Origin of the sequence: Sphingobacterium sp. UBA865 (genome assembly GCF_002295765.1) — a bacterium.
In the GTDB taxonomy this organism is placed as follows: Bacteria; Bacteroidota; Bacteroidia; order Sphingobacteriales; family Sphingobacteriaceae; genus Sphingobacterium; species Sphingobacterium multivorum.
The window spans coordinates 38,975-59,329 of the sequence record NZ_DBGB01000032.1 but is presented as its reverse complement, the minus strand read 5'-3'; the positions used below and the strand labels follow the sequence as shown (position 1 = coordinate 59,329).

Annotated in this window: 13 protein-coding genes; 4 read left to right on the top strand and 9 right to left on the bottom strand. The window is 40.6% G+C overall.

Going from position 1 to position 20,355, the window contains the following annotated elements:
• The first annotated feature begins 427 nt into the window (after window positions 1-427).
• Both B2O97_RS18195 and B2O97_RS18190 read left to right on the top strand, forming a co-directional pair.
• Window positions 428-3,664, top strand: coding sequence for a SusC/RagA family TonB-linked outer membrane protein (locus B2O97_RS18195; protein ID WP_286767832.1), 3,237 nt, complete (start codon window positions 428-430; stop codon window positions 3,662-3,664).
• A 12-nt stretch (window positions 3,665-3,676) separates the two neighbouring features.
• Window positions 3,677-5,443, top strand: coding sequence for a RagB/SusD family nutrient uptake outer membrane protein (locus B2O97_RS18190; RefSeq protein WP_201639552.1), 1,767 nt, complete (start codon window positions 3,677-3,679; stop codon window positions 5,441-5,443).
• A 106-nt stretch (window positions 5,444-5,549) separates the two neighbouring features.
• Here the strand turns inward: B2O97_RS18190 and B2O97_RS18185 are convergent, their stop codons facing one another.
• The 3 genes from B2O97_RS18185 to B2O97_RS18175 are packed head-to-tail and all read right to left on the bottom strand — an operon-like array spanning window position 5,550 to window position 6,944.
• Complete coding sequence (locus B2O97_RS18185) at window positions 5,550-5,930, bottom strand: discoidin domain-containing protein (RefSeq protein WP_286767831.1); 381 nt, start codon at window positions 5,928-5,930, stop codon at window positions 5,550-5,552.
• Complete coding sequence (locus B2O97_RS18180) at window positions 5,902-6,306, bottom strand: alpha-L-fucosidase (RefSeq protein WP_286767830.1); 405 nt, start codon at window positions 6,304-6,306, stop codon at window positions 5,902-5,904. The genes B2O97_RS18185 and B2O97_RS18180 overlap by 29 nt, the downstream gene beginning before the upstream one ends.
• Complete coding sequence (locus tag B2O97_RS18175; RefSeq protein ID WP_236560138.1) at window positions 6,306-6,944, bottom strand: alpha-L-fucosidase; 639 nt, start codon at window positions 6,942-6,944, stop codon at window positions 6,306-6,308. The genes B2O97_RS18180 and B2O97_RS18175 overlap by 1 nt, the downstream gene beginning before the upstream one ends.
• Before the next feature lie 334 nt (window positions 6,945-7,278).
• Here B2O97_RS18175 and B2O97_RS18170 point away from each other — a divergent pair, with 334 nt between their 5' ends.
• Entirely contained in the window at window positions 7,279-8,088 is an 810-nt protein-coding gene (locus tag B2O97_RS18170) for a helix-turn-helix domain-containing protein (protein WP_112373432.1), read from the top strand.
• Window positions 8,089-8,090: 2 nt separating this feature from the next.
• Here B2O97_RS18170 and B2O97_RS18165 read toward each other — a convergent pair whose 3' ends face one another.
• From B2O97_RS18165 to B2O97_RS18140, 6 genes are all read right to left on the bottom strand, one after another.
• Window positions 8,091-9,215: an MBL fold metallo-hydrolase gene (locus B2O97_RS18165; RefSeq protein WP_286767829.1), complete on the bottom strand. Its 1,125-nt coding sequence runs from the start codon at window positions 9,213-9,215 to the stop codon at window positions 8,091-8,093.
• A gap of 232 nt (window positions 9,216-9,447) precedes the next feature.
• On the bottom strand, window positions 9,448-10,920 hold the full coding sequence (locus B2O97_RS18160) for a TlpA disulfide reductase family protein (RefSeq protein ID WP_286767828.1): 1,473 nt from the start codon (window positions 10,918-10,920) through the stop codon (window positions 9,448-9,450).
• Between the two features lie 28 nt (window positions 10,921-10,948).
• Window positions 10,949-12,334 carry a RagB/SusD family nutrient uptake outer membrane protein gene (locus tag B2O97_RS18155; protein ID WP_286767827.1) on the bottom strand — a complete coding sequence of 462 codons (1,386 nt, stop codon included), beginning with the start codon at window positions 12,332-12,334 and terminating at the stop codon, window positions 10,949-10,951.
• 11 nt (window positions 12,335-12,345) lie between these two features.
• A complete protein-coding gene (locus B2O97_RS18150; RefSeq protein ID WP_286767826.1) occupies window positions 12,346-15,696 on the bottom strand; it encodes a SusC/RagA family TonB-linked outer membrane protein in 3,351 nt (1,116 codons plus the stop codon).
• A gap of 24 nt (window positions 15,697-15,720) precedes the next feature.
• Window positions 15,721-16,737, bottom strand: coding sequence for a FecR family protein (locus tag B2O97_RS18145; RefSeq protein WP_204990788.1), 1,017 nt, complete (start codon window positions 16,735-16,737; stop codon window positions 15,721-15,723).
• Window positions 16,738-16,820: 83 nt separating this feature from the next.
• The gene (locus B2O97_RS18140; RefSeq protein ID WP_204990787.1) at window positions 16,821-17,411 is read right to left on the bottom strand and encodes an RNA polymerase sigma factor; all 591 of its coding nucleotides are present in this window, start codon (window positions 17,409-17,411) and stop codon (window positions 16,821-16,823) included.
• A gap of 630 nt (window positions 17,412-18,041) precedes the next feature.
• Here B2O97_RS18140 and B2O97_RS18135 point away from each other — a divergent pair.
• Window positions 18,042-20,297: a GH92 family glycosyl hydrolase gene (locus B2O97_RS18135; protein ID WP_286767825.1), complete on the top strand. Its 2,256-nt coding sequence runs from the start codon at window positions 18,042-18,044 to the stop codon at window positions 20,295-20,297.
• The last annotated feature ends 58 nt before the right edge of the window (window positions 20,298-20,355 follow it).

The window sequence follows — 20,355 nt, the reverse complement described above, 5'->3', positions numbered from 1 at the left end:
CAAAACTGACAGGTGGTAGGATTTTTAAATTTATTATCGATACGTACACAGAGACCTCGAAACGAATTAATTTGTAGGTTTGACCCTAAGAAAAATGCGGAAATAGGCTGAGTACCGTTAATGCGATCCCGCTTGATGGATTTAATTGAATATGATCTGTTGCCCTTCGCGGTCAATTAGCGTATTTCTGGATTATGAAAAATGGGACTTTAGGTTTTTGAATTGAATAGATTAACTTTTAAGTGTGTCAATACTTGTTCTTATGATTTATGTTATATAAAAGTTAAATTTCTATTAAATATCTACCTGCAAAACCTGTTTAGTCGTTGATGTTTTTGATGTTAATTAAATATTTGTTAACATTACGGTTAATTATAAACCAAGTCAAAGCGTCAACTTTGATGCAAAATTCTAAACTAGACTAAAGATGCAGAAAACATTACTAATCAGTATGGCATTGGGTCTCTCATACCCAACTTGGGCTAATGTAGAGCGTGATTATGCTAAATTGACCAAAGAGACGCACGGTGTTGCAGCTCAGTCTACCGTAAAAGGGGTGGTAAAAGACAAAAACGGAACAACCTTGTCCGGAATTACCATTACCAATTTAACCAGCCAAAAAACAACCTCGACGAATGTAGCGGGTCAGTTCACGATTCAAGCCAATATAGGGCAAAGACTCAAATTGACAGGGATAGGTTACAGTGAAAAGATCATCAGCGTGACGGGAGGGCAGATCGATATCATCATGGAATCCAAAGATACCGAACTGGAGGAAGTTGTGGTGGTCGGTTATGGTACGCAGAAAAAAGTGAATCTTACCGGTGCAGTAGACCAAGTGGGATCAGAAGCTTTTGAAGGACGCGTACTGGGCAATGCCAGCCAGATGCTCCAAGGTGTCATTCCCAACTTAAATGTAACTCCGGCCGATGGTAAGCCCAATCGGGCGCCAAGTTTCAATATCCGTGGGACAACTTCCATTGGTCAGGGGGGGAGCGCACTTGTGCTTATCGATGGAGTCGAGGGTGATCTTTCGGCGATCAATCCCAATGATATTGAAAGTGTAACGACACTCAAGGATGCTGCTTCATCTGCGATTTACGGCTCCCGCGGTACCTTCGGTGTCGTTTTGGTCACAACCAAACGTGCCAAATCCGGAAAAACTTCCATCAACTATTCGGGAAGTGGCTCTTTTCAGAAACCGATCGCTTTACCCAAATTTGTGACGGATGGCTATGAATATGCTTCGCATTTCTTTACAGCCTATAATGCCTGGAACAATTATTCCTCGATTCCGAGCAAGCTCAACAAGACACAGATCTTTACAACAGATTGGCTGGAGGAATTTAAGAGAAGAAAAGAACAGGGAATTACGGAGCAGGTCACGGTAGATGATAAGGGTAATTATGTATACTACGGTAATGAGGATTATTATGGTATGCTGATCAAGGACAATACGTTTGTCCAGGATCATAACCTGTCCATCAGCGGTAATTCTGAAAAAATGGATTACTATATTTCTGGTCGTGCTTACGATTACAATGGTATGTACCGCTATAATAGCGATAAATATAAGACCTATAATACGCGTGCAAAAGCCGGGCTTCAGGTGACAGACTGGTTGCGGATCAGCAATAACATCGATTTTAATTATGCCAAATACAGAGACCCATCGACTGCTGGTGAAGGTGGAAATATCTGGCGCAATATTGCCGATGAGGGACACCCTTCTTCGCCGATCTTTAACCCTGATGGATCTATGAGCTTCTCTGCAGCCTATACAGTAGGGGATTTTATCTATGGTAAAAATGGTACGAATACGGCTAATCAGGATCTCCGCAATACAACTTCTTTCGAGACTAAGTTTTTCAACAATACGTTCCGCATTAAAGGGGATCTGACTTTTAGAAATCGCGATTTTAATTCGGTAAGAGTCCGTGTGCCTGTTCCGTATAGCACACAGGAGGGAAAAATGTTGCGGTTGGAAACAAGTATGAACGACAATATTTATCAGGTAGACCAACGCTATCGTTACTTGTTTGGAAATCTATACAGTGAATATGAACGCACAATAGGCGATCATTATTTTAAAGGTTTGCTCGGATACAATTATGAACAGCGTACGTATAATTCAACCTATATTACCAAAACAGGTCTACTCAATGATGATGTTGAAAATATCAACCTGGCAGTAGGGCAGAATACCACAGCGACAGCGGGATATAACAAGTACCGTAATGTCGGGGTATTTATGCGTGCCAATTATATTTTCAAGGACCGTTACCTTTTTGAATTCAATGGCCGCTACGATGGTTCGTCCAAATTTCCGACAAACCAACGATGGGGACTATTCCCTTCTGCATCCGTGGGCTGGCGTATTTCTGAAGAGCCATTCTTCCAGGTGGACAAAAGAGCCCTTTCCGATCTGAAGCTAAGAGCGTCCTATGGGTCATTGGGTAATGGTAATGTCGATCCGTATTCCTATTTGGATATTTACGAAATCAAGATTATGGATCGGGTATTGAACGGACAGAAGCCGGCATATACTTCGGTGCCTAAGGTGATCCCGGATAACTTAACTTGGGAAACAGCGCGCACGGCAAACTTAGGTCTTGATCTATCGTCTTTAAATGGAAAACTGACTTTTACAGGCGATATCTATCAACGCAAGACCTTAAATATGTATACCTTAGGTGTAGCTTTGCCTGACATCTTTGGTGCGGAGTCGCCGAAAGGAAACTATGCTGACATGACCACAAAAGGTTTTGAAGTGAGCTTGACTTATAAGGATAGATTCGATCTGAACGGTAGTCCTTTCAATTGGTCCGTAAGGGGTACTTTGGCTGATTATAGATCCAATATAGACCGTTACGAAAATAAAGAGGGTTTAATCAAAGATGGATCCTATTATGAAGGTCAGCGAATCGGTGAAATATGGGGCTATGTAACGCAGGGTTTATTTCAGAATCAGGCGGAAATTGATGGTGCTGCAAAACAAAAATTGATCAAATCGTCAAACAATGGTACAATATATCCAGGTGACGTACGTTTTTCGGATCTAAATGGTGATGGTGTAATCGATTATGGAAATAATACGATTTATAGCCATGGCGACAGAACTGTAATCGGTAATGCCGATCCACGATATATCTATAGTTTTAACCTTAATCTGGATTGGCAAGGTATTTATTTCTCGTCTTTCTTCCAGGGTGTGGGTAAGCAGAATTGGTACCCGAGCAATGAATCTATTTTTTGGGGGCAATACAATCGACCTTACAACAACTTACCGGAATGGCACCTCAATAATTACTGGACAGAAGATAATCCAAATGGCTATTTCCCACGTTATGCCGGTTATAACGAGTCTATTAAGACAATCTCCCAAACCAGATATCTACAAAATGTGGCCTATATTCGGATGAAAAACATACAGATCGGGTACAGCTTTCCTAAGTCTGTGACAAACCGATTAAAAATCAGTAGTCTTCGTGCAGGCCTATCGGGTGAAAACTTATGGACCTGGTCACCGCTTTACAAAAAGACGATGGATCTCGATGTTGGCAACCTGGGCAAATCGGATCCGGAAATCGGAACAGGGTCCGGTGACGGATTTAATTATCCGATCATGAAGAGCATCAGTTTTAACTTATCTATTGGCTTATAGTTTTATATCAACATGAAAAAATTGTTTTATATACCTGTTGTTGCGCTTTTGTTCAGTTCTTGCGAACTGAATGAGCTGCCAAAGGCAGGGGCTACCGAAGAAGATATCTTTGGTAGTGAAAGTGGATTAAAAAATTATAGTAACTCCTTCTATCGGAATATCACTTCGGGAAGTGACGCTTATAAGGGCGATGCAATGGCCGATTATTCGGCCGTAAACAGCCTCAATGATTTTATGGTCGGCGGTGCTTATAGTGCGGAAATCAGTTCGGGCTGGTCCTGGACGACCCTCCGCAATATCAATCAATTGATCGCTAAGTGCAACAGTCCCAAATTGACTGATGCCATAAAAAATAATTATATCGGCCTGGCCCGCTTTTTTAGAGCTTGGTTTTATTATGAAAAAGTGGTGCGATTTGGCGATGTGCCTTGGGTAGATCATCCGCTGGCAGTGGATGAAACAGACATCCTCAAGGCACCTCGCGATTCGCGCGAGGTGGTCATGAAGCATATCATGGAAGATCTGGACTTTGCCTACGCCAATATCACCAATACGGGAGGCGATGGCAGTACGGTTAATAAATGGACTGCACTTGGTCTAAAAACGAGGATTGCACTATTTGAGGGTACATTCCGTAAATATCATAAACTGAATCTTGCTACGCAGCCGGAGGTGTTTTTTCAGATGGCAGTAGATGCTGGCAAGATTTTAATGGAAAAGGGTCCTTATGGGCTTAATATCTCTGCAGACCCTAAAACATCACAGCGACAGTTGTTTATCAGTAATACGCCAGTGACAAAAGAGGTCATGTTGGCCGTAACTTTCAGTAAGGATCTTGCGCTGTTGAATGATGCCAACTGGTGGTGGACATCTGCAACCTATGGTCCACGTTTAAGTTTGGTAAGGCCTTTTATCAATAGTTTTTTGAATGTTGACGGTACTCCTTATACGGATAGACCGAACTTTCAGACTGAGGAATTCTATGAGGAGTGTCAAAATCGCGACTTGCGCTTGGCGCAGTTGATCCGGACGCCAGGATATTCCCGTAATGGACAGCCTGCTCCCCCAAATTTTGCAAGTTTTACTTATACGGGGTATCAACCGATCAAGTATACTTTAGACGATCCCTATTACGACAATGGCGGTTACAATACCAATGCAGTTCCTTTAATGCGTTATGCGGAAATATTATTAAATTATGCTGAAGCGAAACAGGAACTAGGTACTTTCAATGATGCGGATTGGTCGAAAACTATTGGAGCATTACGTTCAAGGGCTGGAATAACAAGTGGAACGAATACACTGCCGACCAAAGTGGATACCTACTTGAAAAATACATTCTTCCCCGAAGTCAATAACCCCGTGCTTTTAGAAATACGTCGTGAAAGACAGGTGGAATTAGCTCTGGAGGGTTTCCGTTTCAATGATTTGAAGCGATGGAAACTTGGACCGCTAATGGCCAATTTACCCTGGACGGGAATTTATATCCCTGCTTTAGATAAGTTGATTGATATCGACCACAATGGAACTCCAGATGTCGTGTTCTATGATGGAAGTAAATCAGCTCCTTCGATAACTGTTCCTGCAGGAGTAGCCAAGGTGGCTATAGGGGGTAAAAGTACCAATTTCCAGACAATGACTTCGGACAATCACCTGGAATGGTTTAAAGCTGTGAAGCGTACTTGGGATGACAACAACAAGCAATACCTTTACCCAATTCCGTCTGCAGCGATTGTGCTGAACGGAAATCTGACACAAAATCCAGGTTGGAGTAAATAGGAATTTAACTTATTCGTTCCAATAAAAGAGGCTCCCTGCATTTGCAAGGAGCCTCTTTTTACTACTAAGGGTGTATTGTTTAGTGTGATGAAAGTTTTTTGGCTTGTTAACGTCTTTCTTGGTAAACGCCAATCTCGTTTACGACCGCATGGCCTTTTTCAGGTTTGATGCTAAAGCGTAATTTTTGTCCCAATACTTCATCAAAGCGGAAGATCTTGATGCGGCCCTGTTGTACCGCTGTAACCTCGATAGGGTGCCTTTTTCCATCTTTCAGATAGGATAAGTTATACTGTGAAGGATTGTCTTTTCCTTCGGTAATAACAACACTATTGAAAGGTTTACTACGTTCAAAATCCACTTCATACCATACTTCACCTTTGACTGCCGGATTGGAGACCCAGGCACTACCAAAGTTATCGTCGTTGGCAAAATCCATAATGTTCATATCTTCGCTCCAGCTACTGTATGAAGGTACTTGTTTGGCCATATTGTGGTCGACTATTGGTGCCTGATAACTTGGTAATGTATTTGGGTTTATTTTTGTATAATGTACCGATTGTCTTCAGTGCATCAAGTGCATTTTGATCCATCAGACCATCACTATTTGGTGCTACATTCAGCATAAAGTTGCAATACGCGTTGTTGTACGGAATGACAAATTTCTCGACCAATTCATTGACGTTTTTAACTGGGGTGTTCGGAAATGATGTTTTCCAGAACCAATTTTGTTGTAAAGGAAGACAGGCCATTGCCGGAAGTTTGTTGTGCTCCTTAGAAATAAATTGACCCGCACCTTGTTCATAGGATTTAATATCGGTGTAAAACAACGCATCACCTGGGTATTTTGCTGAATTGAGATCCATCAACAAACATTTCGGTTGACAAGATAATAGATGTCGTCGAAAGGAACATCATCGTACGAAATACGCGACCAAGGGGCATCCCATCCGTCAATGACCAAGGCGTCGATTTCCCCGTATTGGGTCAACAATTCCGTCAGCTGATATTTGATCAATTGGATGTGTGCTTTGGTAATGGTATGTGGACGTATACCTTGATGCATATCCAGAATGGAATAATACAGCATAACACGCAAACCATTTTTACGGAAAGCATCCGTAAATTCTTTAACAACATCACGATGTAAAGGCGTATTTATTACATTATAATCTGTTGTTTTGGTATTCCAGATCGGAAAGCCACTGTGATGTTTGGTGGTTAGGCAACCATAGGTCATGTCGGCCGATTTGGCCGCCTTCGCCCATTGAACTGCATTGAGCTTTGGCGATTTGAACAGTTCAAGTGCGGCATTGGGATCCGACCAATCTTGTTCCATAAACGTCGGCATGCCATAATGGATGAACATACCGAATCCAAGATTGACAAAGTCGAGCTGACTCTGTTCGAGGACCTTCTTTGAAAAAACGGATTGTGCAAATAGCGTGTTGCCCAGTAAAAGAAAAGATAGGCAGTAAAGTAGAGCATGTGAAATTTTGGACATAATTTATGAAGTTGTTATGCTGTAAAGGTAGGCCATGTTTGTGTTATTTAAGCCTAATGGAAGAAATAGTAATCAGTCCGAATGGTTTCGTAATGAAATACAAATTTTTATGGACGAGAAGTGTCTTGATTGAACCGCAGGCTTTATTAAAATTGGTGGATTTCTGTGTGGCATTTTTTGCGATTTGATTTGAGCTGTGCGGCAAATATATTTTGAGCTTTTGGACAACTAGACTTTGCAAAAGGTATGAGATATTTGCTACCTTTAGACTGGGACTGATTTTAGCGATTGGTACCCATAGTCGCACAGCCGTTTAAAATAAATCGTATTGAGCATGGAAGAGAGAGATTTTGGGAATGCCTTTTTGTATTCCTGTTATGTCGAGAAAGCATTTGGGCATGAACAGTTTATTTCCGAACATGTGGTCTTTTTCCAGATGTCTGGCGAAACGCACCTGGATCATCAAAAAGGAAAATTGGTAGCAACAGAAGGGCAGATTGTGGTTGCCCGTAGAAACCAATTGGCCAAAGCTTTTAAATATCCTGCAGAAAATAATGTCTATAAATCTGTTTCCGTCTTGTTGCAAGCGGATCGACTGAAGCAATACGCAATGGATCATCACCTCAGTTCAGACAAAAAGTATCAGGGTGAGTCCAATGTTGTACTGGAAAGTAACCTGTTTATAAAAAGTTATTTTGAGTCATTGACCCCTTATGCAGAAGCCATCGACCGAGTAAGTCCGCAGATGGAAAACATAAAGATCTACGAGTTGATCACCTTGTTGTTGGAAAGTTATCCACAGTTAAAAGACCTGCTTTTTGACTTTTCAGAGCCGCATAAAATTGATCTCGAGCAGTTTATGGTTAAAAACTATCGGTACAATGTACCTTTAGAAAACTTTGCGAAACTAACAGGGCGGAGTTTAGCAAGCTTTAAACGTGATTTTGAGAAAATATTCCAGACATCGCCCCGAAAATGGCTGCAAGAAAGACGTCTTTCTGAGGCTTATTATCTAATTGAAAATAAGCGGCAAAAACCTGCAGATTTTTATCTTGATCTGGGTTTTGAAAACCTTTCTCATTTTTATGCCTCTTTCAAGGAGAAGTTTGGCATAACACCAGCGACTATCAATTCCGTTGCTTAAAACTATTTCCGCCACCAATAACTAGGTGTTAAAGGGGGCTGATCGAGGTCGATGACCTGGCCGATCATGGGGGTAAGCAAGGGCTGTTGTTGTCGTATTGCTTCCTTGGAAATACGTTCTAAAGGTTCATTCCAGGCATGATTGGCCAATACAAACTTGGACGAATGAACCGGAAATAGCAAGGTGGCTTTGAGATCATGTGCCGCTTGGACAACCTCCTCTGGCATCATGTGTATATGTCTCCAGCTAAGGTCATATTGACCATTTTCCAATATAGCCAGGTCAAAAGGACCCAATTGATTACCTATCTCTTTGAAGTGGTTATCGTAACCGCTGTCCCCGCCTAAATAGAGCCGCATGGAAGGTGTCTGGAGCGCATAGGATGCCCATAATGTATTGGCAGAAAATATGCTGCGGCCTGAAAAATGTCTGGCGGGTGCAACTGTTACACTGAAACCATCACCCAAGTTGATTTCGTCCCACCAATCTTTTTCGATGATCTGTTCAGGACGATATCCCCAATATTCAAGATGGGAGCCAACACCAAGACCAACAATGACTTTTCCAACCCGGGGTTGTAGTGCCTTTAACGTCTTGTAATCCATGTGATCATAATGGTCATGTGATATGAATAGATAGTCAATCGGCGGTAGGGCAGATACGGTAGAGACATCGGCTCCCTTAAACGCTTTTACACTTCCTGGGATAGGCGAAGCACTGCCGCTAAGGACTGGATCGACGAGTATGTTCTTACCATCGAGACGAAGGAAATAGGAAGAATGACCAAACCAAACAAGGCCATGCGACTGACGTAACAACTTTTCCCAGTCGATATCCACTGTTGGTATAGTGTGTCTGGGACTTGTTTCGTTCGAGCGTTTAAAAAAGTAATCGTATAGGGCGACCGTCCAGGCCTGCGTAAGCTGTGGTGTAGGGCTGCTATTCTGAAATTTACCGTCCCGATATTGCTTGGATAACTGTATGCGTTGAAGTCTTTCACCCGAGGGTCTTTTGCCGAATTGTGGATGCATCATATATAGTCCGATAAGAGCGATGAGAACTGCCAGTCCTAGGATTGTTATTTTCAAAAATATAAGCCATTTCTTCCTGCTGTTTCTTGTTGTCATCTGCTTGTTGTATGGCAACAAAGGTATGGCTGCTGAGGCAGATTTGTTTTTGTTGACAGCTCAAATTTATGTGCTGTATGGCTCATTTCGGCAGATTCATCGGATCCACAATATTAAGAAAGTCTTAAAGCCGACAAAAATTCTTCTTTTACGCTCAGGAGTTGGCTGGACTACAGTTGGTTGGATCATAAAAAGAAGGGGCTGTTCAATCTTTTTGAACGCCCCCTTCTTTTTAGCCTTTATAAGGTTTTTTAGCAGCTTCAATGAGCTCTTTCATTTCTAATTTAATATAATCTACATTTGGAGTAGATCCCGTAAGAAAATAACGTATATTTCCTTCCTTATCAATAATAAATTTTGCTGGAATTCCTTTGACTCCGAATTTCGCGGCCATAACTTCTCCTGTTTGTGGATCTTTTTGATCGTCATAGAGCACTTCAAAAGGATAGTTATTCTTGGCGATAAAGGATATCACATTTTCTTTATAGTTCTTATCGCGCTCCCAGGTATTCATGAATAAGAATTGTACATCCTTATCATCTGCATAAGAGTCCTGTGCTGCCTTCATTCCTGGGAATGAACGGATACATGGCTGACACCAAGTTGCCCAAAAATCCAATACGACAACTTTTCCCTTTAAACTGGCTAGGGATACTTTTTCACCTTTAAGATTGAGTAATTCAAAATTAGGTGCAGGTTTAAAAGTTGCCATCTCTTTAATGTGATTACGAATATTTTGCGTTAATTCTGTTTTCAAGGATGCGTTAAAACGTTCGTAGCCTTGATCAGAACCGTTTAATTCGGTGTACAATTTCTTAAGATCATTTTCGATAGCAAACTGCCCTTTAGCATATAATTTGGTCAGAATATTATAGGCCTCTAGCTTTCTTCCAGTACCCATTAGTGATTTGTAATAGACCATTGCAAGTCCATCCGCTTGTTCCGGAGCAACTTTTAAAGCATTCTCGATATAATTGAGTGCTTCCGCATATTTTTTCTGTGCAACAAGGATATTGACATAAGCTGACATGGAGCTCGTATAGCCCATGCCTGCAAAGCGGGCTTTATTGTCTTTTTCATTCTCTGGAAGCGTTAAATAATAATAGCTATCGTCCATGGCAGTTTTTAAGAGCGGTGCAGCAGTTGCCGTGTCGCCCGCACTCAATAAAATTTGTCCCACAGGGATATAGCCGTTTCCGCGCCAGAATCGTTCTTTCAATTCGCCTAAATAATGTACAGCTTTTTGTGAATTTCCGTCGTTGGCAAAACTCTGTGCCAAAGTAGCCACTACATAATCATATGTGAGGGGCTCTTCGCTGAAGTTCTTAACTGGCCACTTTTTTATAAGTTCATTATACGCTTTCTCTTTCGCCAATGGCGTACTGGCAGTGTAAAAAACATTGGTTATAAAGGCATCGCGGGTTAGTGATCCTTTTGGGTATTTTTTCTTTGCCAGTTCCTCGACCGATGTTTGAAGATCTTCTTTGCCTAAAGAGCGCAGAATATTGATCGCCGTGCGGTAATCTTCTTCAGACTTATAAGTCTTTAGCTCGCTCATTAATACATTCGCGAGCGAATCCTTTTGTACCAACGTACCTTTTTCTATAATTGGAAGATATTGTTGGTATTTGTTTTTTGCTGGTTGTTGTGCAAAAGATGCTGTTAGCGAAAATACCAACGCAGCCGTTAAGATTTTTGTTTTCATTTTTTGTCTGTATGATTTTTTAAATTCATTAATCTTCGTATCCTGGATTCTGTGTCAGTTTATTGTTGATCAAAATCTGGGCTTGTGGAATGGGATACAAGACATCCGTGGCCTGCCAGTTTGATTTGATTGGAGATAATACAGCGGTAGCACGATCGGTACGCTTGAGGTCGAGCCAACGATGGCCGAACTCACCGAAAAATTCGTGCAGACGTTCCATTTCTATTGCAGATAGTAATTGTGTTTGGTTTAAGCTTGAATTAAGTCCTGTAAGTCCAGCGCGAGAACGGACAGCATCCACATCTGTTCGGGCTTCGGCAAGTTTTCCCAGTTTAGCCCTCGCTTCCGCGCGAATAAGATACTGCTCGGCTAAGCGAAGCATAATATGGTATTCGGAACCTGTTCCCGAGGATACTTTATATTTGGTTATGGCATAATAGATTTTGTTGGAGACCGTCTTTGAACTTGTCCAATTTGTTTTTCTTAAGTCAACCGTCGGAGATGTCTCAAAGCTATTATACACAGCGTCCGGTAGGGTGTAGCTGGGTGTAGCTGTAGCCGCGGTAATATAATTGGAGCCAAATGTCGTTACTCCCGTTTGATTGCCAAGTTGAAGGATAACCTCATTACTCGAGTTTACAAAATTTTTATCTGGTGTCGGCATGCCATAATCAGATGACTGTAATACTTTGGTCGCATAAGATTCGGCATTTTGATAATCCTTTTGGTAAAGATAAACTCTTGCCAATAATGCACTTGCAGCAGTTTTGTTAGCTCTTCCTCTCGGGCTTGCTGTTGCATCATAGGCCGTCGCCATCTTACTTTCCGCATCTTTAAGATCAGCAATAATCTGATCATATACTTGCTGTGCCGAAGTTCGTGGAAGAACTGCATCTTCAAAAGCGTGTAGGTCATCACGTAATTGCAATGGCACATCACCATAAAGGTTGACGAGATAGAAATAGGTATAGGCCCTAAAAAATTTCGCTTCGCCCAGGAGCTGATCTTTTACACTTGGGGTAAGGCTGGTGGATGCGTCGAGACCTGATATAGCATTGTTTGCATTCTTGATAAGTTGGTAACAATTTGACCAGAAATTAGCGATATTCCCATTTGTGTTCAGCAGGCTATTGCTGGCGAATTCCGAGGTATTTGCATCAGCCGCATTGTATTGAAGGTCGTCTGCAGCGATTCCCGTATAAAAGGTTGAAGTCCCGGCGAGATTGATGCTTAATGCTGTGGTATACAATCCGCGTATGACACTATTTGCAGAAGCATCTGTGGAGAATGCTTCGCCAGCTACTACTTGTGTCGGCGGAGCGCCTAATTCCACAAATTTTTCGCAGGAGCTAGTCAAAAGAGTTCCACTAGTAATTGCTAATAATAGTATATTTTTATTGATGTTTAATTTCATGATCTCTAGTTTTAAAATTGACAGTTAAATCCAAATACAATCGTCCGCAATGGAGGCAATACTTGGGCAATCGTTCCCGTTCCTAAACCAGATGGACCGCCTTGCACGGTCGTTTCGGTATCCAGGACATATTTGTTCTTGGCCCATGTAAAGAGATTTTGCCCTTGCATAAATACATTACAATTAGACATTTTTAATTTCGAAGTCCAGCTTTTGGGCAGGTTGTAAGATAAATTGACAGACCTCAATTTAATATAGGAAGCATCCCCATAGACAGCATCAGAGCTGGTATATTGATTATAAGAGTTGCTTAATGCAACTCCATCAGCTGAAGATGCTGGTACTGTCGGGATAATTGCTCCCGGGATATTGGTATTACTGTTATTTAATGTCCATCTGTCCAACCAGTAATCATTTTGGTTGAGCATAGCACCAGGTCTCGTATTGAGGATTTTAGTTACTCCAAAGCGGTGGTTAAATTGAAAGAATACCCCCAGCTCGAAGCCTTTGTAAGAAAAAGTATTGTTAAATCCGCCATAGAAAGGTGTGCCTAAGTTAGCAATGTATCGGTCATCGCCCGTTATAGCCCCATCGCCATTGCGATCTTCGTATAACGCTCTTCCTGTTGTGGGGTCTACACCTTGATAGTGATACAAACGGATCATATTGAGCGGCTCACCAACTAGAAAGCTACTTGAATAAAATGTGTTTTCAATTCCAGGAAATTCGACAAGTTTGTTTTTATAAAACGTGAAATTAGCAGATGTTTTCCATGTAAAATTTTCATTTGTAATATTGGTGGTATTCAACTCCAATTCCAAGCCTGTATTTTGGATCAATGCCGGTAGGTTTTCTTTGTAACTGTTGTAGCCCGTTTGAGTACTTAAAACTAAATCAGTTATCTGGTCAGAAGAACGATTTCTGAAAAAGTTTCCAGTAAACAAAATTCGATCTTTCAAGAAACCTAGATCTAAAGCAAACTCCAGTTTTTTGGTTGTTTCCCACTTGATATATTCATTTGGAAGTGTTCCAATATTCATGGAAGGATTATTCAGATATGCGGTTGTTGAAGAGTAGAGTGGAAGATAAAGGTAATTTGAAATTTGATCATTACCTGTAGTTCCATAGCTCGCTCTCAATTTACCAAAACTTAAAAACGTTAGATTATCTTGTATAAAATCCTCTTTTCCAAAGACCCATCCTAGCCCTATTGCTCCAAAATTTCCGAATCGGTTTTTAGGTCCAAAACGAGATGAGCCATCTCTTCTAAAAGTTCCATTAAACAAATATTTCTCTTTCCAGTCGTAATTTACTTTTCCAAATAGTGCATTGTATTTGTAATATACGAGGTTATTGCTGGCAGTGAATAATCCTGCGGCACTGAGCGAACCTAAAAGTGCATCGTTTGAATAATTAGAACCATTGGTTGTCTGTGAACGGGATGAATTTTGCTGAAAACTTGTTCCAATTAATGCCGTAAATTTACCTTCGCCGATACTTTTTACATAATCCAATGTCGGTTCAATAATCCAATTTTCGGCCTTTGTATTAGAGAAACTGGAAGATCCAAGCGGGTTGGAGACGGTGTTGTTTAAGGAAGTAATTGGACGTTGATTATTTTGGTTCAACTGTGTGATGGTATAGCCAAAATTTGCTTTTGCAGTCAGTCCAGGTATAATTTTGTAACTCAGATTGGCATTTGAGATCAGATTATTGGTATTACCAAAGTATTTCCGTTCGAGCAAGGCGATTGGGTTGTCAATAAAAGCTGATGACGGTAACCAATAGTATTTTCCATTGTCACCATAGATTGGATAATTGGGGGGCAAATTGTAGAGTGAAGTGACATCAGAGGAAGGCATATCCGAATTGTCGTTGGCATAGCTAACTGATAAAGCGGCATTGAATTTTTTGTCAGAAGAGGTGTGATCTAAGTTTAACCGTGAGGTAAAGCGACTGTTTTTGCTATCCCCATAAAAAACAGTACTCTCGCGTCTATATCCCGAATTAAAGAAAAAGCGGGTAGATTCTTTTCCACCAGACATATTCGCTTGAACGTCGGTAATATGTCCTTTGTTTCCAATCAGCATTTTCTGCCAATCTGTCGATTTGTTCTGATCCCATAACATAAGATCTGGAGCGTTATCGGCTGTAGGTGTAACTCCAGCATTAGCAAAAGCCTCTTTTCTTAGTGTGAGATATTGTTCTAGGTTCAACATAGGGATAAAGTGGTTGACCTCGGTAAATCCGGTGTTAAAGTTGACACCAATGCGAGTACGACCTGCAGATCCTTTTTTTGTGGTGATCAAAACGACACCATTTGCGCCCCGGCTACCATAGATCGCTGTAGCGTCGGCATCTTTCAAGACATCAATACGTTCAATATCCGCTGGATTAATCATGCTGAAGGGACTTAAGCCGCCTGAAGAAGCTGAGATCCCAAATGAATTGAGGTTATCCGTTGCAGGTTGTCCACCGTTAAAATTGGTAAAGGGAACTCCATCAACCACGTATAGCGGTATTGAACCTGAGGTCGTTCCACTTAATGACGCCTGATTCCTAATCTGAATCTGAACGGCACTTCCGGGCACACCATTGTTTTGGGCGATCAATACACCGGACATTCTTCCCGATAGTGCGGCAAGGGGATTACTTACAGGTTGAGAGGTAATGTCCTTCGCTGTGATCGAAGCAACTGATCCCGTATTCAATCTACGTGTTGTCGTACCGTAGCCAATAACAACCACTTCTTCTAAGCTTCCTTCTTCCGGTTTCAGTTTAATAGGAGTAGAATTGGCAATAAGTTGCTTCGCAGTGATATCAACCTTCTGATAACCAATAAAAGAAAAAGTAATAATGACATCGTCATTTGGAATACGCAGTCCCCATTGTCCATTGACATCCGTTGCGGTACTCGTTTGCATATTGCGGTATTCTGATTTTTGCCAGTCCTTTATGATAACAGATACTCCTGCCAAAGGCGTTCCATTTTCATTGACTACTTGGCCCGCAATGTGTTGCTGATTCTGTTTTTTTTCTTTTATAGCGATAATATCATTGTCCAATACTTCCCATGTTAGGTTGCTCCCGGCCAGAGACTGGGAAAGAAGATCTTTTACACTGATTTTCTTTCCAACAATATTGATTGTCGAGTTTGGGAGAGTCGATTTGCTAAAGAACATTTTGTATTTGCTCTTGTCATTGATTGTTTGAAATACATCTTCGAGTTTTCCTCCCTGGACGGAGACATCAATTTTTTCAGTTTGAGAATAGGCGAAGCTCTGTATATGCATGGCGCTAAGACAAATGAGCAGTAAAGCCAATCTCGACTCTTTTCTAAATTTGGGTTTTGTTTTGTTCATGTGAGTTATATAGGTTGATTGTTTTTAGAGTAGTTGTATTTGGTTTTTCCCCGTTTTTTTAATTTGAAAGTAATTGACAGTTTGTAATGCTTTTAGGATATTTTCTAGTTGTTCGTTTTCGAATGTTGCTGAGTAGCGTTGGTTGGCAACTGCTTTGTTTGTAATTTTAATTTCCACGCCATACATGCGCTCTAGTTTTAAGGCGATATCCAATAATCTATCATCTTGAACGGTAATCCGATTTAATAACCATTCGGTTTCTAAAGCGGATCCGTCTTTTTCAGAGATGGAAAATGGCTGAATAGCTATTGCCATGGGAGCCGATGCGGTTTTAGTAGTTGTCGATGGGAATTCCTTTTCAACTCCATTTACCTTTCTGATCACAAACTTTTCTTTGGGCTTTAATATAAATTTCTGATTGTCAGTTCCTTTTTTCCAAATGGATACTTTGCCACGTACCAAAGCTGTTTCGGCATTATTTTCTTCGGCATAATCGCGCACATTGAAAGCGGTTCCCAGAACGCTAATTTCCATCCTTGGTGTATGAATAAGGAAGGGCTTGGATGGATTTTTGGCGACATCGAAAAATGCTTCCCCGATCAAAGTAACTTCACGTGTGCTGGAATCTTTGAATGAGGCGGGGTAGATTATTTTGCTCGACGCATTAAGTGTAACTTTTGTACCGTCTTCTAGAACAATTCGCTGCTGTTGTCCGTTTGTTAGCGTTAGTTCTTGATTGTTTGATTGCGTAATTTTGTAAAGATAAAGAGATGTAAAAGCGATACAGAGGATAGCTGCAGCTGCTGCAATTCTAGGGAAATTGAATATTTTCTGATTCCTCCGAGTCAGTTTCTTTATAATTCTGCCATGAATGCGTGCTTTGAGTGCTTTCTGTACATGATCGGGTAGTGTTTTGCTTAAATTCGGTCGGGATGAAAATGAATCGAAAAAACGTTCCACGACGTCTATTTCTTCCGAATTGGCTTCGCCTTTTAAGTATTTGTCAATTAGCTTTTCGAGCTCTTGGTTAGGATATTGCATATGATTAGTACAATGTTCACTTAAATAGTGCCCCTAACAGGAAAAAATGTACTAGTCTAAATTGGTGTTTATTTGTAATTTGCTTATTTACAGTTGTATAAAATTAATAGTAGCGTCAAAAAATGTTGGATAACAAGTTTTTTTAATTTTTGAATTGATACTCCGAGGTGATTTTGAACTGTATTTTGGGAAGTTTCTGTCAAATCACTAATTTCCTTTGTGGTAAGTCCATCTAAGTATCTCATTTTAAAGATTTCTTTTCTTTTTTGTGGGAGATTGGCTACCCATTGTTCAATTAAAGATTTTAAATCCTTTTCGGCATACTGATCTCCTTCCAGAATTTCATAACTTCGATAAAGGTGATGATTTTCTTCGATAAGGATATTTCTGCGTTTGTTTTTCTTATAGGTTTCAAAGACTTTGTATTTCATGCATGCAATGAGGTAGGATTTCAGGTTGTGAATTTCTCTACTGGGACAGTGTTCCCAAAGTTCAATAAATACATCCTGAACAATCTCTTCACAGGAAGCCAAATCTTCGAGCCTTTTGTAAGATTCATCTAAAAGTAAAGACCAATATTTATCATACAAAATATTGAAAGCCTCTAAATCGCCTTCTCGGAGCCGAGCTAACAAGCTTGCATCATTATGAGCTGGATATTTATCGTTTTTCATGATATGATAGCGTGAAGTTGAATTCCTTGGGTTGGTAGGGTTTAGGAATGTAACTTTTTTTCAATATTACATATTTTATTAAATAAGGTCAAGATCTGCGTATAATATTTGCCTTCTTCTTTTATTTTAATGAAAACATTATTTTTTATTATAGTTGCAAAAGAGCTTCGAATGTTACGAGATAGCAATCAGTTTAAAACTTTAACAAAAGTATATGCCTGCTTGTTGAAGATCCTTGTCACAATTATAGGTAATTTATTGAGGTCAACATGATTATTGTAAAGCACCGTTGAACAAATCGATTTGGAAATGGTTAAACATTTCGCATGTTTGTTAGTTTATATCCATAAAAATTGGTTTTTAGTTTGTAATTATCTCAAAATTAGGTTGAATAAAATTAAAATAGAATTCATTTTTAATTTTTCGAATAAATTATCAAATAAACGCTTATTTGTGTCAGTATACAGGATTTTATCTAGTTTATTTGATAAGTAACAATAAAAATTTTTGTTTTTAGAGATCCAATTTTGATTTTGGTAGACACAAAGATGATATGTTGTCAAAAAAAATTAACTTTAAGGGCAGAACATATGTTTTGCCCTTAAACCATCGAACACTTAATTGTTTAAAATGCTAACAAAGAATATCAAACGTAAAACAAAAAGATTATTGCGTACATTATGCTGTTTTGTTTTTCTTTCGGTCAGTATGCTAAAAGGTTTTTCCCAAGCTAGAATGACGAAAGATTATGTTGATTATGTTAACCCATACATGGGAAACATCAGTCATTTATTGGTACCAACCTACCCAACGGTTCACTTGCCAAACAGCCTTTTGCGCGTTTATCCTAAGCGGGGAGACTATACTTCAGATCGTCTGTTTGGTCTGCCACTTATCGTTACAAGCCATCGTGGAAGATCGGCTTTCAACCTTAGCCCAATGGTGAAATTGCCAGGCGATTTGAAACCGGTACAATTGTACAGTTACGATCAAGAGGAAATTCATCCGTATGCGTATTCCGTGTTACTGGATCAAGAGAATATTCAGGTAGACTACGCGTTGTCGCATCAGTCGGGCATGTATACCTTTACTTTTCCGTCAACTTCGACAAAATACCTGCAGTTCAATTCACAGGAGGGGAAACTTCAATGGGACGGTCAGGGACTTTCGGGTATGCAGGATATTGGTAATGGCACGCATGTGTATATTTATGCCGTTCCCGAATCCAAACCTTTTGCCGTGAAGCGACTGCAAGGCCAACAATTGGAAAATGCCACTGAAGTTGCTGGTAAGAATTCTTGCCTGGTACTGGAGTTTAATCAAGCAGGGACTAGCTTACGTATGAAATATGGCGTTTCATTTATTGATGCGGCACAAGCAAAAGCCAATTTGAAGCGTGAAATCAGTGACTTTGACCAAAAGAAGCTGGCTGAAAAAGGACGTAAAATATGGAACGATGCTTTAGGTAAAATTGCTGTAGAGGGCGACAATGAGTCCAATAAGCACGTGTTTTATACGTCTTTATACCGCACTTACGAAAGACCTGTCAACATTTCTGAAGATGGTCGCTATCACAGCGCGTTCGACGGAAAGGTACATCAGGACGAAGGTAAACCTTTTTTTACAGATGACTGGATCTGGGACTCTTACCGGGCACATCACCCATTACGGGTACTCTTGGATCCCAACACAGAGTCCATGATCCTCAATTCTTTTGTCCGGATGTCCGAGCAAATGGAGCAGCCATGGTTGCCTACTTTCCCTGAGATTACCGGCGATAGTAGAAGGATGAATTCCAATCATGGTGTAGCAACTTTATTGGATGCTTATCGCAAAGGAGTGCGCAATTTTGATATCAAGAAAGCGTATCTGGCTGCAAAAGGTGCAATTACAGAAAAGACTTTGGCTCCATGGTCCGGTAAGGCCGCAGGAAAACTAGACGAATTTTTTAAGGAGAAAGGCTATATCCCAGCATTGTATCCAGGTGAAAAAGAAACCATACCCGAAGTAAACGGTTTTGAACGGAGACAACCGGTCGCAGTAACCTTGGGTACCTCTTACGATTTATGGTGCTTGGCACAGCTTGCGCAAGAATTGGGTATTCAGGCTGACTATGAGTTATTTATGAAGAAATCTTTCAATTATAGAAATCTTTTCAACGAGCAGACCAAATTTTTCCATCCCAAAGATGACAAGGGAAATTTTATCATGCCTTTTGACTATGTGTTTTCTGGCGGACAGGGAGCACGGGAATATTACGGTGAAAACAATGCCTGGATCTACCGCTGGGATGTGCAGCATAATATTCCCGATCTGATCAAACTGATGGGAGGAAATGAATCTTTTGTCAAGTACCTTGATGAGATGTTCCAGCAACCTTTGGGTCGGTCAAAATTTGATTTTTATGCGCAGCTTCCAGATCATACAGGTAATGTTGGACAATTTTCCATGGCAAACGAGCCGGCTTTGCATATTCCTTATCTATATAACTATGCTGGACAACCTTGGATGACACAGAAAAGGATACGCAAGCTGATCGGGGAATGGTTTAGAAACGATTTAATGGGGGTGCCGGGAGATGAAGACGGTGGTGGAATGTCTGCTTTTGTTGTCTTTTCACAAATGGGCTTCTATCCGGTTACCCCGGGTTTGACGTCCTACAGCATCGGATCTCCATTTTTCCAGAAGGTGAGCATACAGCTTCCTAATGGTAAGTCTTTTGTTATTATCGGCAAGAATGCATCGGCAAGAAACAAATACATTCAGTCTGCTAAATTAAATGGAAAGCCACTGAACGTTCCACAGTTGACCCATGCCGATGTGTTGAAAGGTGGTACCTTGGAGTTTGTGATGGGGGATAAAGCAAATCAAAATTGGGGAAATTAGCCGCAATATATAAGGAATCTCCTTCATACGAGAATAAAGAGCCTTTGATCTTCAGATC

What these genes read in the sequence shown, in the direction of transcription:
- B2O97_RS18170 (WP_112373432.1), top strand. Translation starts at nt 7,279, where the DNA reads ATGGAAGAGAGAGATTTTGGGAATGCCTTTTTGTATTCCTGTTATGTC.
- B2O97_RS18140 (WP_204990787.1), bottom strand. Translation starts at nt 17,411, where the DNA reads ATGAAAAACGATAAATATCCAGCTCATAATGATGCAAGCTTGTTAGCT.
- B2O97_RS18135 (WP_286767825.1), top strand. Translation starts at nt 18,042, where the DNA reads ATGCTAACAAAGAATATCAAACGTAAAACAAAAAGATTATTGCGTACA.
- B2O97_RS18165 (WP_286767829.1), bottom strand. Translation starts at nt 9,215, where the DNA reads ATGACAACAAGAAACAGCAGGAAGAAATGGCTTATATTTTTGAAAATA.
- B2O97_RS18190 (WP_201639552.1), top strand. Translation starts at nt 3,677, where the DNA reads ATGAAAAAATTGTTTTATATACCTGTTGTTGCGCTTTTGTTCAGTTCT.
- B2O97_RS18175 (WP_236560138.1), bottom strand. Translation starts at nt 6,944, where the DNA reads ATGTCCAAAATTTCACATGCTCTACTTTACTGCCTATCTTTTCTTTTA.
- B2O97_RS18180 (WP_286767830.1), bottom strand. Translation starts at nt 6,306, where the DNA reads ATGGATCTCAATTCAGCAAAATACCCAGGTGATGCGTTGTTTTACACC.
- B2O97_RS18150 (WP_286767826.1), bottom strand. Translation starts at nt 15,696, where the DNA reads ATGAACAAAACAAAACCCAAATTTAGAAAAGAGTCGAGATTGGCTTTA.
- B2O97_RS18155 (WP_286767827.1), bottom strand. Translation starts at nt 12,334, where the DNA reads ATGAAATTAAACATCAATAAAAATATACTATTATTAGCAATTACTAGT.
- B2O97_RS18195 (WP_286767832.1), top strand. Translation starts at nt 428, where the DNA reads ATGCAGAAAACATTACTAATCAGTATGGCATTGGGTCTCTCATACCCA.
- B2O97_RS18185 (WP_286767831.1), bottom strand. Translation starts at nt 5,930, where the DNA reads ATGGCCAAACAAGTACCTTCATACAGTAGCTGGAGCGAAGATATGAAC.
- B2O97_RS18145 (WP_204990788.1), bottom strand. Translation starts at nt 16,737, where the DNA reads ATGCAATATCCTAACCAAGAGCTCGAAAAGCTAATTGACAAATACTTA.
- B2O97_RS18160 (WP_286767828.1), bottom strand. Translation starts at nt 10,920, where the DNA reads ATGAAAACAAAAATCTTAACGGCTGCGTTGGTATTTTCGCTAACAGCA.